At 38.4% G+C, this 14,559-nt stretch carries 14 protein-coding genes; 1 reads left to right on the top strand and 13 read right to left on the bottom strand.

Translation table 11 applies throughout. The features are described from left to right. Window positions 1-163: 163 nt before the first annotated feature. From GJV51_01770 to GJV51_01830, 13 genes are all read right to left on the bottom strand, one after another. Complete coding sequence (locus GJV51_01770; GenBank protein QGM24787.1) at window positions 164-1,072, bottom strand: F0F1 ATP synthase subunit gamma; 909 nt, start codon at window positions 1,070-1,072, stop codon at window positions 164-166. Between the two features lie 14 nt (window positions 1,073-1,086). After that, on the bottom strand, window positions 1,087-2,604 hold the full coding sequence (locus GJV51_01775) for a F0F1 ATP synthase subunit alpha (protein ID QGM24788.1): 1,518 nt from the start codon (window positions 2,602-2,604) through the stop codon (window positions 1,087-1,089). A 12-nt stretch (window positions 2,605-2,616) separates the two neighbouring features. Then, window positions 2,617-3,159, bottom strand: coding sequence for a F0F1 ATP synthase subunit delta (locus GJV51_01780; protein QGM24789.1), 543 nt, complete (start codon window positions 3,157-3,159; stop codon window positions 2,617-2,619). An 11-nt stretch (window positions 3,160-3,170) separates the two neighbouring features. Next, entirely contained in the window at window positions 3,171-3,674 is a 504-nt protein-coding gene (gene atpF, locus GJV51_01785) for a F0F1 ATP synthase subunit B (GenBank protein QGM24790.1), read from the bottom strand. 26 nt (window positions 3,675-3,700) lie between these two features. Then, entirely contained in the window at window positions 3,701-3,928 is a 228-nt protein-coding gene (gene atpE / locus GJV51_01790) for a F0F1 ATP synthase subunit C (GenBank protein QGM24791.1), read from the bottom strand. A gap of 167 nt (window positions 3,929-4,095) precedes the next feature. Further along, complete coding sequence (gene atpB, locus GJV51_01795) at window positions 4,096-4,821, bottom strand: F0F1 ATP synthase subunit A (protein ID QGM24792.1); 726 nt, start codon at window positions 4,819-4,821, stop codon at window positions 4,096-4,098. A gap of 354 nt (window positions 4,822-5,175) precedes the next feature. Beyond that, window positions 5,176-6,447, bottom strand: coding sequence for a uracil permease (locus GJV51_01800; protein QGM24793.1), 1,272 nt, complete (start codon window positions 6,445-6,447; stop codon window positions 5,176-5,178). A gap of 126 nt (window positions 6,448-6,573) precedes the next feature. After that, window positions 6,574-7,287 (bottom strand): 2,3-diphosphoglycerate-dependent phosphoglycerate mutase, encoded by a 714-nt coding sequence (gene gpmA / locus GJV51_01805; GenBank protein ID QGM24794.1) that lies wholly within the window; start codon window positions 7,285-7,287, stop codon window positions 6,574-6,576. 107 nt (window positions 7,288-7,394) lie between these two features. Next, a complete protein-coding gene (locus GJV51_01810; GenBank protein ID QGM24795.1) occupies window positions 7,395-7,595 on the bottom strand; it encodes a cold-shock protein in 201 nt (66 codons plus the stop codon). Between the two features lie 178 nt (window positions 7,596-7,773). Beyond that, a complete protein-coding gene (locus tag GJV51_01815; GenBank protein ID QGM24796.1) occupies window positions 7,774-8,454 on the bottom strand; it encodes a DUF4811 domain-containing protein in 681 nt (226 codons plus the stop codon). Further along, entirely contained in the window at window positions 8,451-9,962 is a 1,512-nt protein-coding gene (locus GJV51_01820; protein ID QGM24797.1) for a DHA2 family efflux MFS transporter permease subunit, read from the bottom strand. Before GJV51_01820 ends, GJV51_01815 begins: the two co-directional genes overlap by 4 nt. Before the next feature lie 120 nt (window positions 9,963-10,082). Further along, entirely contained in the window at window positions 10,083-10,772 is a 690-nt protein-coding gene (locus GJV51_01825; protein QGM24798.1) for a type I pantothenate kinase, read from the bottom strand. After that, a complete protein-coding gene (locus tag GJV51_01830) occupies window positions 10,772-13,135 on the bottom strand; it encodes an AAA family ATPase (GenBank protein QGM24799.1) in 2,364 nt (787 codons plus the stop codon). Before GJV51_01830 ends, GJV51_01825 begins: the two co-directional genes overlap by 1 nt. 374 nt (window positions 13,136-13,509) lie before the next feature. Between GJV51_01830 and GJV51_01835 the strand changes: the two genes are divergently transcribed. Further along, window positions 13,510-14,499, top strand: a complete 990-nt coding sequence (locus GJV51_01835; GenBank protein QGM26092.1) for a phosphatase PAP2 family protein — start codon at window positions 13,510-13,512, stop codon at window positions 14,497-14,499. The last annotated feature ends 60 nt before the right edge of the window (window positions 14,500-14,559 follow it).

Genomic DNA, 14,559 nt, shown 5'->3' on the forward strand with positions numbered 1-14,559 from the left:
GTCGTTTCCTTTCAGTTTTAAGTATGAGGCTATACATGAATACCGAACCGATCAATGCCAAGCTAGCCATTGATTGCGATTCTTTAATCATATGATACCAAATACATTCCTACACAAAATAAATGTGCGTATTTTAAATATAGAGTGAATGGCATTAATTAGCTTATTCCAAAGCTGCCATACCACCAGTAATTTCAGTAATTTCAGTCGTAATTGCTGCCTGACGCGCACGGTTAAACTGTAATTCTAAACGACCAATAAGATCTTTCGCATTATCAGTTGCACCCTTCATCGCTGTAGATGAAGCTGCGTGCTCAGCCGTTTTTGCATCAAGCACTGCTTCATACACTAAACTTTGCGCAAACTGTGGCAAAACAACATTCAATACTGCAGTTGTATCCGGTTCGATTTCATAAGTTGCTTGAACGTCAAGTTCAGCTTTTTGCTCTTCTGTTCCGCCCATTGCATTCAGCGTGTCCCCAGTTAGTGGCAATAATTGCACATCCCTGTATTCACTAGTCAAACGGTTCACAAAATGGTTATAAACCACATGAAGTGCGTCAAACACTTCATTTTCATATAGACTTGTCACCGTTTTAACAACTGAACGAATTTCATTAAATGTTGGAACATCTGACACACCACGGTGCTCTAAAATAACCTCAAAGCCACGTTTCTTATAAAAATCAGCACCATTACCACCAACAGCTAAAATCGTTGTGTTGCTTGTATCCAAATTCAGATTTTGCATTAAAACATTGGTTTGTTTAATAACATTTGCATTATATGATCCAACTAACCCACGATCTGATGTAACCACCAAAATACCAGTTTTCTTAATTGGACGTTGTGCAATCAATGGAATATGATCAGCATCTGCATTATCAAAGAGGTGAGCTGAAACCAAATGTTCAACAACTGCCTCTAAACGAGCTGCATATGCGCCATATCCTGCACTATATTTCTGAATTTGACTTAATTTTGCCGTTGAGACCATTTGCATGGCACTCGTAATTTGACGTGTTTTTTTAGTGGATGAAATACGACGCTGAATATCTTGCAAAGAAGCCATAGCAGCGCCTCCTTTTATTCTGCTGATTCAGATCCAGCAAATCCAGCCTTAAAGGCTTCGATTGCTGCATTCAAATCAGCCTCTTCAGGTAAGTTCTTTGTTTCAACAATTGCTTTGAATAACTCTGAAGCATTTGCATCAACATATGCAATCAATTCATCTTGGAAACGTTGAATATCTGACACTTCAACATCATCCAAGTAACCATGTGTTAATGCATATAACACAACAACTTGATGTTGCACAGGCATTGGCTTGTTTAGTGGTTGTTTCAAAATTTCAACAGTACGGCGTCCACGAGCCAACTTTGCTTGAGTTGCTGAATCCAAGTCGGAACCAAATTGCGCGAAACTTTCTAACTCACGGAAAGAAGCCAAATCCAAACGCAATGTGCCAGCAACCTTCTTCATAGCCTTAATCTGTGCATCACCACCAACACGTGAAACAGAAGTTCCAGCATCAATGGCAGGACGAACACCAGCATAGAATTGATCAGCATCTAAGAACACTTGACCATCGGTAATTGAAATAACATTGGTTGGGATATATGCTGAAACATCTCCAGCTTGTGTCTCAATAAATGGCAAAGCAGTCATTGAGCCGCCACCTAGTTCGTCAGATAACTTAGCTGCACGCTCTAACAAACGTGAGTGCAAGTAGAAGACATCACCAGGATAAGCTTCACGTCCAGGCGGACGACGAAGAATCAAAGACAGCTCACGGTAAGCCGTTGCCTGCTTTGACAAATCATCATACACAATCAAAACGTGCTTGCCATTGTACATGAATTCTTCACCCATGGCTGCGCCAACATAAGGTGCCAAATACAGCATTGGTGCTGGTTCTGAAGGACCAGCGTTAACAACAATCGTATAATCCATAGCACCCATCTGACGCAAAGTTTCAACCTGTGCACGCACAGTTGAATTCTTTTGGCCAATGGCAACATAGATAACAATCATGTTTTGGTCTTTTTGATTCAAAATTGTATCGATGGCCAAAGAAGTTTTACCTGTCTTACGGTCACCAATGATTAACTCACGTTGCCCACGTCCAATTGGAACAAGAGCATCGATTGCTTTAATACCTGTCTGTAATGGTTCAGAAACTGATTTACGTTCCATAACACCAGGTGCTTTTACTTCTACAGGACGTGTCTTATCTGTCTTGATTTCACCCAATCCATCAATTGGTTGACCCAAGGCGTTAACAACGCGTCCGATTAATTGTTCGCCAACTGGCACTTCCATAATGCGGCCAGTACGCTTTACTGTGTCACCTTCACGAATATCATCAAAACCACCAAGAATGATGATTCCAACTTCGCTTGATTCGAGGTTTTGGGCCATGCCGTAAGTGCCATTAGCAAATTCGACAAGTTCACCAGCTAAAGCATTTGCCAAGCCGGTTGCACGGGCCACACCATCACCAACATAAGTGACAGTTCCCACTTCTTCTACAGTTAGCGTTGTGTCGAACTTTTCGAGCTGTTGCTTAATTAAAGCAGAAATTTCTTCAGCTTGAATAGCCATTATTCTTCCTCACTAACCTAATAATTGTGCCTTCATTTTGGCAATTTTTGTTTGCAAGCTACCATCAATTAAAGTTGATTGTGATTGCAAGATAACACCACCAAGGATGTTTTCATCAACTACGTTTTCAATATTAACTTGCTTTGCACCTGTTTTTGATGCAAATACTGAAGCTAATTTGTCCAAACGTTCATCGTCTAGTGCGATAGCCGTAGTGGCTTGCACATCCACGATGCCATTTACTTCATTATATTGGCTGACAAATTCATCAACTACAATTGATAAAATGTTCAAACGGTTGTTAACCTGTAACAGCTTAACCAGATTTTTAACTGAGTCAGTACTGTTACTCGTCAATGTTTTTAACAAGTCATCACGTGAAGCAATAGCAACGTCTGCTGATGAAACAACAGTTATAAAATTTTGATTTTGATTAAGCACTGTTTTGATTGTGCGTAAATCCGTCAAAACCTCATCAACATTATCTTGTTCGCCAGCAAGTTCAAAAATTGCTTTGGCGTATTGGTTAGCAATATCTTTAATATTTTTTGCCATCCCAATACTCCTTATTTAGTTTCTAAATCTGAAATGTAAGCATCAATTAATGCTTGTTGATCATTTAACGATAATTCTTTTTGCATTAACTTTGAAGCGATTGCCACTGAAAGGGCTGCAACATCGTTTTTTGCACCAGAAATTGCGTCTTCCTTGAGCTTTTGTGCATCTGTCTGTGCCTGTTGGCTGACAGAAGCTGCGCGATCATTAGCTGCAGAAACGATTAAGTCACTTTGCTTTTGTGCGCTAGCTTTGGCATCATTAACCACTTTTGTGGCATTTTGACGTGTTTCAGCCAATTCAGCTTGACGTTGTGATGCTAATTTTTCTGCTTCTTGACGAGCTGCTTCAGCACCGTCAATATCAGAAGAAATTTTATCAGCACGTTCGTCAAGAACTTTTGTCAATGGTCCGTAGGCCACCTTCTTCAAAATGAGCATCAACAAGAGGAAGGCGATGATAATAAACAGCATGTTCCCAAGTGGAAGTGCTGCCAATGTTGTTATTCCCAACATGATTTTCCTCCGCTACTATTGTGTGATTACTTGCCCATCAACATGAAGGCGAAGACAATTGACAAAATTGGCATAACTTCGACCAACGCAACACCCAAGAACATACGTGACAACAAACGGCCTTCAAGTTCTGGTTGACGGCTCATGCCTGCCAAGAACTGTGAAATCAAAACACCGTTACCAATACCACCACCAACAGCGGCTCCAGCAGCTGCAAGACCTGCTGCGATTACACCAAGATTGTGCAAATCCATTAGATTTCTCCTTATACGTAGCGCATACACATGAATTAATTCAATATTATGCTTTTATACTATTTTAGATGATACGCTCTCGCGTTTTATTAGCAAACCAACTCGTGTTATAGAATCATTATTTTGCACAGTGCCTCTGTAACACAAATCTCATTTACAATACACTCTTACTCGTTACCAGACAATTGTGAGATGAATACACCTGTCAAAATGACAAACACATATGCCTGAATACCACCGATGAAGAGTGAAAAGCCTTGCCAGACCATTTCAATCGGCAATGCTAGCACTGACCAGAAACCATTAAAGTGCCCCGGCCAGGCCAAACTGTTAGCCACGAGCGTTAGTAACATTTCACCAGCGAAGATGTTACCAAACAAACGCAGTGACAACGTCAAGAAATTGGCTAATTGTTCAATAATATTCAACGGAAGCATCCATGAATATGGGGTGAAGAACATGTTTTTAATATAACCCTTAAAACCAAGTTCTTGAACGCCCATACCATGAGCAACCATCAACGACATAATTGCAAGCGTCATTGTTACAATTGGGTCAGCAGTTGGTGACTTAATGTAAGTCACACCATCGCCAAGCTTAAACTGTATTAGCAAGCCCATTTCGTTTGACACAATTACAAAGAAAAACAATGTAAATGCGAACAAACCAAACTGGCGTGCTTGCTTCTTTGTTAGCTGTCCATTCACGATACCGTTAGTGAAGTCTAACAAATATTCAATTACGTTTTGCCGTTTGTTAGGCTTTACACTAAGTTTGCGAGTTAACACAATTGAGACAATGATAACAATTGCCATAGCCAGCAACGTTGAAATAATCGTTGTCCAATCAAAGGTTAGACCAAGAAACTTAAACGTTGCCGTTGGGTCATCCATGCGCCTTCTCCTTTCTCATATAATTTGGCGAAATGGTCGAAATCGGCTATTCGTCATAACATAGAATATATGATACGCCTTTCATTTTGAAATTCAACTGTTTACCGCGATGTTTTTCACAAACTTTTTATTTTCTTTAAGAGAAACGTTGTTAATTAAGTTATTCCGACCTTAATATAAGAATAATAACGTTTATCAAGACTTTTATATTGCTTTAAATGTATACGTTTACAATTTATTTTCGTATCACAAGCTTTAACTTTTTTATAGAATAGCAAATTTCAGACCAATGTTTATTGACTGTCTAATCATTAAAAAAAAACGGAATTTTTAACAAATTCCGCCTTCTATGATTTACTTTTCACTTGCAGCCACTTTTGGCAATACTAAATTCAATACAATACCCAAAATAGTAGCAATGGCAACACCTGAAAAATCAACTTGTGTGCTTAATTGCAAATGGAAATTTCCAATACCGACAACCATAATTGGTGCTGCGATCATTAAGTTACGTTTTTTACTATAATCAACTTTGTTGTCAACAATAACTTGCAACCCTGCAGCCGCAATGACACCGTACAACATAAAGCCAACACCACCCGTAACAGCACCCGGAATCGTTGAAATTAAAGCCGACAGCTTGCCCACAAAACTAAAGATGACTGCAAAAAATGCTGCACCGCCAATGACCCAAACTGAATAAACACGGCTCAATTGCATAACGCCGATGTTTTCGCCATAAGATGTTACCGCTGGTCCACCAATCAATCCGGCAACAACAGAAGCCGTACCATCCCCCGTTAAGGTACGTTTCAAACCTGGATTTTCAAAGAAATCAGTCCCAGTGATTTTTGACAAAACCATCAAATGTCCTAGATGTTCAGACAGCGTAACTAATGCTAATGGTGCCATGCTCAGCACAGCGGCCGGATAAAAGACGAAACCATCTTTACCAATAAATGTTTCAAAATTAGGTAATTGGAACCAGTTAGCAGAAGCCACAGGGCTTAAATCTACTAGACCAGTGATTAAGGCCACAATATAACCAAAGATAATACCAAGCAGTACTGGCAATAGTCCCAAAAATCCCCTTAAGAACATATTGAAAGCAATCGTTGCCAACAATGTTACCAACGCGACCATAAACACACGAATATCGTAATGCCCATTCATAGTAGTTGCTGATGAAGCAGCAGAACCAGCTAGGCTCAAACCAATCACCATGATTATTGGTCCCACGACCTCAGCTGGAAAAATATACTCAATCCAAGCAGTACCAGTAAAAGTTATTATGAAAGCAACTATCAAATAGACTAGCCCAACGGAAATAATTCCTTGCGCTACCGCTGGATAGCCAATTGTCTTCAGCAAAGACGTCATGGGAATAATGAAAGCAAAGCTTGATCCCATATAAGCTGGTACTTTACCGCGTGTAATCAGTAAATGGAGCAGTGTGCCAACTCCTGATGTAAACAGAGCTACTCCAGGATTAAGGCCAACGAGTAGTGGTACTAAGACAGTAGCACCGAACATAGAAAATAGATGTTGCAATGATAAACCTAACCATGTAAAAAAAGGTGGTTTATCATGTAAATCATAAATCGCATTATTTTGATTTTTTGACATAAGGGGGTCTCTCCTGCAGAATATACTTCTTTTATTATAAACAAAATTTCAAAATAGTGTCGAAAGATTGCAGAAAAAAAGATACACTACTCAATTTATGAAACAGCATATCTTTTATAAATTAAATTACTTAGTTAATGTCTTTTTTGATACAACTGACAAATCATCAGCTAAATCATATACCAATGGTTGTCCGTTAGCAATTTCAACATTCAAAATATCGTCATCTGAAATATTTTCCAAATGCTTAACCAATGCACGCAATGAGTTACCGTGAGCAGCAATAACTACGTTTTTACCAGCTTTTAAATCTTTTGAAATATCTGATTCCCAGAAAGGTAGTACACGCTCCAAAGTAATCTTCAAGTTTTCACCCAATGGCAATTCACCTTCAGGTACATCGGCATAACGACGGTCAAATGCTGGGTAAGTATTGCCTTGTACTGTCATTGTTTCATCATATGAGTCCAACAATGGTGGCAAAACGTCGTATGATCGACGCCAGATGTGAACTTGCTCGTCACCCCACTTTTCAGCAGCTTCGGCTTTGTTTTGACCTTGTAATGCACCATAATGACGCTCATTCAAGCGCCATGACTTTGCTTCCGGAATAAACAATTGTCCTGCTTCTTCTAAAGCCAAGTGCAATGTTTGGATTGCACGTGTCAAAACTGACGTATATGCTTGGTCAAACTGAATACCTTCAGCAGCTAAAAGGTCACCAGCTTCTTTGGCTTGGGTAATACCTTTTTCAGACAACTTTGTGTCAATCCAACCATTAAACAAGTTTAATGCATTCCATTCACTTTGACCGTGACGGATTAATACTAACTTAGCCATGTGTGCTAAACTCCTTAGTTTGTGTTTAATTTAACGATTATATTATACCACGTTTTGACGACACAAAAAAACACACAACCTATATAAGTTGTGTGTTCCAAAAGAAATTAACCCTTTGTGATGTTTGTTGCTTGCAAACCGCGGTCTGAAGTTTCAACATCAAATGTAACTGCTTGACCTTCGTCAAGAGTCTTGAAACCGTCGCCTTGGATTGCTGAGAAGTGTGCAAATACATCTTCGCCGCTTTCACGTGTGATGAATCCGTAACCCTTTTCTCCGTTAAACCACTTTACTGTGCCTTTTTCCATGATATGTTTCTCCTTTGGTGTGCTCACCAAGTTTTATTGTTCGTAATTTAAATAATTGGTACTGAGCGCCTTCCGAGAAAAACAAATCAAAATCAAAAACTTTTATTACTCTTACAGTTTAACACATCCATAAAAATTAGCAAGCATTACGCATTTTAAATTAAATCCTAGGATGAAATTATTTAATATTTAGCGCTGCCTTAACAGCCTCAATCTGCACTTGCGCTGCCTTGTCAGGATCTTTTTGAGCTAACTCTGCTAATTTCTTTTGCTGTTCAGCAGCAGCAACTTTCTCAACATCTGTTTTAGGTGTCATTTTAGTAGATAACGATTTTGCTTGAGTAGTTGTTAAGGCGATCCAGGTACTTGGTACTTGATAAATAATTCGTCGATGTTTCAAACTTTTATTGTTATCAGCAATTCCAAATAATAACTTGTACGTGTTGTTTTTATAAACCCAACGTGTTGTTTTTGTAACCTTGTAGGCTTTGTTTCCAGCGATATTTTCTCGTCTAGAAGTTGTTTTCAAATCTGGCTTTGCCACGAAATTCTTCTTAGCATCGGAAGAACTTGTTTTATAAATATAAACATTTTCTTTACCATTCGTTCCAACTCCTTGATATAATAGCATACCAAATCTTTGATTGACATCACCCGCCGTATAAATTTGCTCTTTTTTGGTCGTCGTAACTGTTTTCATACCATAATGATCGTGCATGTTTGCGACAATGCCAATCACAGAAATAATTAAGCCGATAAACATAATCAGAGTAGTTAGTAAACGAATAATACGATTTTCTAACATCATATTGGCTAAAAAGCCTAGCAGTGCAAATGCTGCCATAATTAAAATAATCATTTTGACGCCTCCATCTTTGATGGTGTGTTTACCTTACCGCTGTGCAATGTAAATGCAATAATAACAGCTACAATTGAAAAGGTTGCAGCCAAAAGAAATGATGCATGAAAACCTTTCAATGTCGCGTCAATCATTTTTTGTGCCCATTCTAAAGGATCTTGCCCTTTTAAAGCAGATGACGGCTTATTATTATCTGTTACTGATTGCATCATTGAGGCCAGAATAGCTGTTCCTAAAGATGAAGCTATTTGGCGCATTGTATTGTTAGCTGCTGTTCCTTGTGCAGCAGTCTCTGGAGACAAAGCCCCCATAGCTGATGCTGTTAGCGGCATCATAACCATGGCAATACCAAACATACGCAATGTGTAAAGCGCTGTGATATAGATTGACGGGGTATCAGCAGTCATATAAAACAATGGTAGTGTACCGATAATTAAAATGGTAAAGCCAGTAATAGCTAAGCGCTTAGCACCATGCTTGTCATAAAATGCACCAGCTAATGGTGAAATGAATCCCATCATCAATGCACCTGGTAATAATGTCAACCCTGAGTGCAAAGGAGTCATACCACGAATATTTTGCAAGAAGATTGGCAGAATCATTTCAACCCCAATCATGGACATCATAGCCAAAGAAACCAAAATTGTCGTAATCGTGAACTGCCTGTTTTTGAATACTGACATGTCTAAGAATGGCTTATCCATTCTTGATTGATGCCACATGAATTCTGCAATAATTAGAATACCTGCTACTAATGGTAAAATAACCCAACCAATATCACCCCAACCATGTGTTGACACCATGGCAAAACCGAATAGTAACAAGCCAAACCCAAATGTAGATTCCATTAGTGAACGTACATTAAGAGAAATATTCCTAGTAGGTAAAACATCATGGAATACAAAGAATGAGGCAATAATAACAATAATGACGACTGGTAAGTCAACTAGAAATATTGAACGCCATGAATTTTGTAACGTAAAACCTAGAAAAGTATGGTCTTTCTCCAAAATCCAACCTGATAACGTTGGTCCGATAGCAGGTGCCATACCAACAACTAAACCACCCAAGCCCATGGCTTTTCCGCGTGAATTTGCATCAAACAGCGTCAAAGATACGACCTGCATCAAAGGCATGAGAATACCAACTGCCATTGCTTGTAAAACACGTGCAACCATCAGCAACCAGAATGCACTGGTTGGTGTTACAAAGGCCAAAAAAGTTCCGGCTGTAAACAAGCTCAATGCTGATAAATAAAGTGTCTTTGTCGGAATTCTTGTCGTTAAGAAAGCAGAAACTGGCACCATAATACCGTTAGCCATTAAGAAAATGGTTGTCAACCACTGCACAGTTGAGGCATTAACATCAAAAGCCTTCATTAAAGCAGGTTGTGCTGTTCCAAGTGAGGTCTGCATTAACATCACCGAGAAAACACCAACCAATAAGACAAACATCATAGCTAAGCGATTGACGCTTTTACCATGTGTATCTGTAATTGTATTTGACATGTGTAAATCCTTTCATTCGCTTCCTGTTTTTTACAGAAAACACTTTGATACTATTTAACTTCAAATGCTTATTTTACGCTTTAACAAAAAATTGTCAACATAGTTGACAATAATTGGCAGTTATTTTAATTCTATATCAAAAATATGATGTTGTTTATCAAAATGAACAATCACATCAGCAAGTGCTTTCGTAGGTAAAATATACTGGTCTAAGTTTTTTTGATTAGTATTTTCCCAAACCTGCATCACTAACTGAGTAAATTCATCGATTGGCATTTTGGCATAATTGTACCGCCAGCTAGAGGGATTATCCTTAGCTAAAGCTGTGGCTTCAAGCGTTCGAGATAGATACCATTCTTTGATATCCACCAAATCAGCATCTAAATAAATTTTCAAATCAAAATGTTTGGGTGGCAACTGCAAAGCGACAACGCCCTCAACAATTAGAATATTGGGTAACTCAATAGTTTGTGTCTCTTTCGGATGAATATCCGCAAGTTCCTGTGTATAAATTGGGATATCCAGTGACTTTTCCCCAGCACGAAAACGCGTGATAACTGTTTCTAGCAAATCAAGATTGTATGTCTGTGGAAAACCTTTCTGATCAAATAGACCAAGCTCATGGAGCATCGCATTAGACATTAAAAAATCATCAGTGCTGATAACTGTTGTTTTAATACTTTGCTGACTAAGCTTGTCAGCCAAATCATGTGCAAATGTGCTTTTACCGACGGCTACAGATCCTGCGATACCAATAACCATAAATGGCGCAACATATTTACTTTTAATCAATTCATCTAGATTAATCATTATCGAACCTCATAGAGGTTTTTTGACACATTATTTAGTAGCGGTGTTGTAGCCCTCTCTGCAATAATTGTCAGACGATGCATAGCACGTGATGACACAGTATACAATAGACGGCGTTCACTATCTTCCTTATAACGTGTTTCATCTGCATGCCATATGATGACGGCATCGAATTCTAGTCCCTTAGCCAAATATGATGGCACGATAATAACACCTGGAGCTAACCGCTGATTTTCTGATTGAATCAAAGTGACTTTTTTGTCATTAAGCGCGAGTGACAAAGCTTTTGCATCGGCCAATGTTTTTGTAATGATTGCTGTCGATTCTTGTTCTTCGGTATTTTCACGTAATTGGTTCTTTAGCAACTCCAGTAGTTGATTATCGTTTTGCCCAATATAAACGACCGGTTTCTCACCATCTCGATTAAACGCATCAATGTTTTGACCGTCTATCAAAATTTCTTTTGTAAAGTCTGTAATTTGCTGTGTAGAACGATAAGTTTGTGTTAGTTGAACATTTTCAACACGCTCTGGCGCAAATAAGGTCGCAAAGTCTTCTTGTAAATGACTAGCATTATCCTTTGTGAATATGGCTTGATTCAAATCTCCTAAGACCGTGAACTTAGCCAATGGAAAACTAAACTTCAAGAAGGCAAGCTGGAATGGTGTATAGTCTTGAATCTCATCAATAAACAAAAAACGAATATCACGTTCACCATGTTTTCCTGTGATTAAATCATAAAGATATAAATAGATCGTTGTATCAGCGAGAGACATTTGATGATTCTTTAAATTACTGATCACTTGCTCAACGTGTTCACGCCACTCATTGTTTGAGATGCCAAATGCAGATAAATCGATGTATTTATGCGCTTCACGTAAAAAGTCCACAAATTGTGCATTGATATTTAAAAAGCGACTACGCCTAATTTGTTGTGCCAAAGGTTTTAAGGCACGCGTGACGATTTGTTTAGCCAAGAACTTTCTTTCAGCTTTTTCACTAGAAAACTCACGTTCTTGCTCACCTTGACCAAGTTGCGTACGTCGTGTAACAGCCGCAGCATCAGCCTCTTCATTATCCCCCATGCGTACACGACCAGCACCAACTAGTTCATCATATTCTTGCTTCGACAAATTCTCAATTTCAAGATCAACCCAATCTTTACGCATTTCTGTGCCAAGGCGACTACTCAATATTCGCATTAATGTATCTCGTGTGGCTTCCAAACGTTGGCTGAGTTTATAGTTCTCATTGTATTGATAATAAATTTCAGCAATACGTTCCTTAGGAATCAATGGTTCATCACGAAACACGATACTTCGTAATTTCATTCCCCCACGATTCAAACTGTCAGCATATACCGCGACAGCTTTGAACATCATTAAGCTTCCCTTAGCAAGAGCAATTTTGCTATCGGCTTTATCAACTTCAAAACGTTCTTGCATTGTTTCAACCGCAATTTTAGGTAAACGACGCGATGCATACTGGTAGAACGTCATCTGTACCATATTTTGCTCACCTAACTCTGGCAAAACCTGATCAATATAATCATTAAATAACTGGTTAGGACTAAACAAAATGACTTGCCCACTCGTTAACTTGCCACGGTAACGATATAGCAAATAGGCAATACGTTGCAAAACTGCCGCTGTTTTACCTGAACCAGCGGCACCTTGAACAAATAATAAATCAGCATTCGTATTACGAATAATTTTATTTTGTTCTTTTTGAATGGTTGTAACGATGGATTTCATTTTTGTTGATGACTCACCATTCAAAGCATTCATCAGCATCGCATCGCCAATAGCTTCTTCTGTATCAAACAAGGTTACAATAACACCTTCTTCAATTTGAAATTGTCGTTTTAGCGTTACATGCGCTTTTTGTGAGCCATCAGGCGTCAAATATTCAACATCCCCAATACCACCATCATAGTAAATCGAAGCTACTGGTGCACGCCAATCATAGACATAATAATTGTTCTCATCATCGCTAAAAGAGCCAAGCCCAATATAAATTGTCTCTGCCTCACCACTCTCACTGACTGATTCACTAAAATCTATACGCGCAAAATAAGGTTTTTTAATTTGCTTTGTTAATATTTCAAATCTTGCTTCTGCTCGTGTTTTTGAACTTTCACGTTCAGCAAGCATTTGTTGCTGCTGACGTACTGACATGGCTGTCTCGACAATGCCAGAATAGGTGTCTGTTTTTAAACGTACATCCCCCCAGCTTTTTGATACATCATTAATATTCCGATTAGAACGCTTTATCTCGGATTCGGTATCTATCAATGATTTTTTCATTTTCTTGAGGGTTTTGTTTAAATACTGCGTTTCAACTTGTTTAATTTTATCGTTCAAAATGCGTCTCACTCTCTTGATTTCAATGTAATAATTATACGCTTAGTGATTTCAAATGAACAGTAAAATGACTAATGAAAGTACGATGCCCATTCAAATAAAATATCGCATATCACTTTCGATAGATAAAAGAAAGCATCATTCAATTGACACACTAATTTATATATTAGAGACAGTACATGAAACCGATGAATCAAAAAATATGATGGACACTAGAAAATTATTGGAAAAACTGATTTTCTGTTCATTAAAAACTACTGAACTATAACTTTTTATACTACAAATACGCACTTTAAGTATGCTTTACACAACCTTGACGGTATAACAATATCTATCAAATATACTAAAGATGTTAATTTGAAGGAGAAAATATGATGCAATGGGCTACTAGACCAACTAACATTAAACTATTGGATAACAATGAAAATTCATTTAAAACTACAGCAAGTGAACATAAAGTGCTTACTGTCCTACTTAGTATTGGACTCGCGACTTTATTGTTCGCCACATTTTTTGATAAAAATGTCAGTTCTGCAATTATGAACCAGAATTCTATATTTGGTAATATTTTCCAAAACTATGCTGACCAAGGTGCAGGAATTGTTTTATTCACTGCTTTTGAAATCATTGCATGGGGTACATGGCGTCGTGTTCGGGGAAATATCTTGAAATATGCTATGACCGGTAGTGCTTTAGTATTTGCTTTTAACCAAATGCTGGCGATTTTGCAAGATATGCTAAGTTACACATATTCCATGCTCAATAACTTATCAAAAGGACTTCCCATGGGCATGGCAAACAATACGTCTGCAGTGGCAAACTATCCTGAACCCCTTCGTTGGAGCGCAGCGTTTATCCTGACCGTACTATTATCTATACTGTTTTTCAACTGGATTAACGGTAAAAATGACTCAGATATTAGTTATTTAATCAATGCTGCTCTCATCGGTATTGCCGTTGTTTTTATTGCACAAACAACAATTGGAGAAATGAAGTCATTGTGGGGGCGTTTTCGACCATATGAAATGACAAGTGTAGCAGGTGATACAATGAGCGAATTCACACCTTGGTACCATTTGAATGGTGTGAACGGCCACAACTCATTCCCGTCAGGACACACAATGTCCGGCTGGCTATTTTTATACTTAACCTTCTTTGTTCCTCGAGAAAATATTAGTTTGCAAAAGAAAATGACATTTTTAGGGATTACAATGGGTATTCTCACCGGCCTCAGTCGCGTTCGAATCGGCGCACATTGGCTCAGCGATGTCACTGTATCAAGCATATTAGTCGGTCTTATCATCTTTATGGCGAGTCGTTTATTAACAGCACATTTTGTTGAAAGCCGCTCTTCCCTAAACTAAAGTCATCACCATTAAAAACTGCTATGATAACAAATCATAGCGGTTTTTTACTATCACTCA

Origin of the sequence: Leuconostoc mesenteroides subsp. mesenteroides (assembly GCA_009676745.1) — a bacterium.
Lineage (GTDB): Bacteria > Bacillota > Bacilli > Lactobacillales > Lactobacillaceae > Leuconostoc > Leuconostoc koreense.

Bases quoted from the DNA above. Each gene is read 5' to 3' on its own strand.
- GJV51_01815 (QGM24796.1), bottom strand. From the start codon at position 8,454: ATGATTATTTTAATTATGGCAGCATTTGCACTGCTAGGCTTTTTAGCC.
- atpE (QGM24791.1), bottom strand. From the start codon at position 3,928: ATGGATTTGCACAATCTTGGTGTAATCGCAGCAGGTCTTGCAGCTGCT.
- GJV51_01770 (QGM24787.1), bottom strand. From the start codon at position 1,072: ATGGCTTCTTTGCAAGATATTCAGCGTCGTATTTCATCCACTAAAAAA.
- gpmA (QGM24794.1), bottom strand. From the start codon at position 7,287: ATGGCTAAGTTAGTATTAATCCGTCACGGTCAAAGTGAATGGAATGCA.
- GJV51_01780 (QGM24789.1), bottom strand. From the start codon at position 3,159: ATGGCAAAAAATATTAAAGATATTGCTAACCAATACGCCAAAGCAATT.
- GJV51_01810 (QGM24795.1), bottom strand. From the start codon at position 7,595: ATGGAAAAAGGCACAGTAAAGTGGTTTAACGGAGAAAAGGGTTACGGA.
- atpB (QGM24792.1), bottom strand. From the start codon at position 4,821: ATGGATGACCCAACGGCAACGTTTAAGTTTCTTGGTCTAACCTTTGAT.
- atpF (QGM24790.1), bottom strand. From the start codon at position 3,674: ATGTTGGGAATAACAACATTGGCAGCACTTCCACTTGGGAACATGCTG.
- GJV51_01800 (QGM24793.1), bottom strand. From the start codon at position 6,447: ATGTCAAAAAATCAAAATAATGCGATTTATGATTTACATGATAAACCA.
- GJV51_01775 (QGM24788.1), bottom strand. From the start codon at position 2,604: ATGGCTATTCAAGCTGAAGAAATTTCTGCTTTAATTAAGCAACAGCTC.
- GJV51_01820 (QGM24797.1), bottom strand. From the start codon at position 9,962: ATGTCAAATACAATTACAGATACACATGGTAAAAGCGTCAATCGCTTA.
- GJV51_01835 (QGM26092.1), top strand. From the start codon at position 13,510: ATGCAATGGGCTACTAGACCAACTAACATTAAACTATTGGATAACAAT.
- GJV51_01825 (QGM24798.1), bottom strand. From the start codon at position 10,772: ATGATTAATCTAGATGAATTGATTAAAAGTAAATATGTTGCGCCATTT.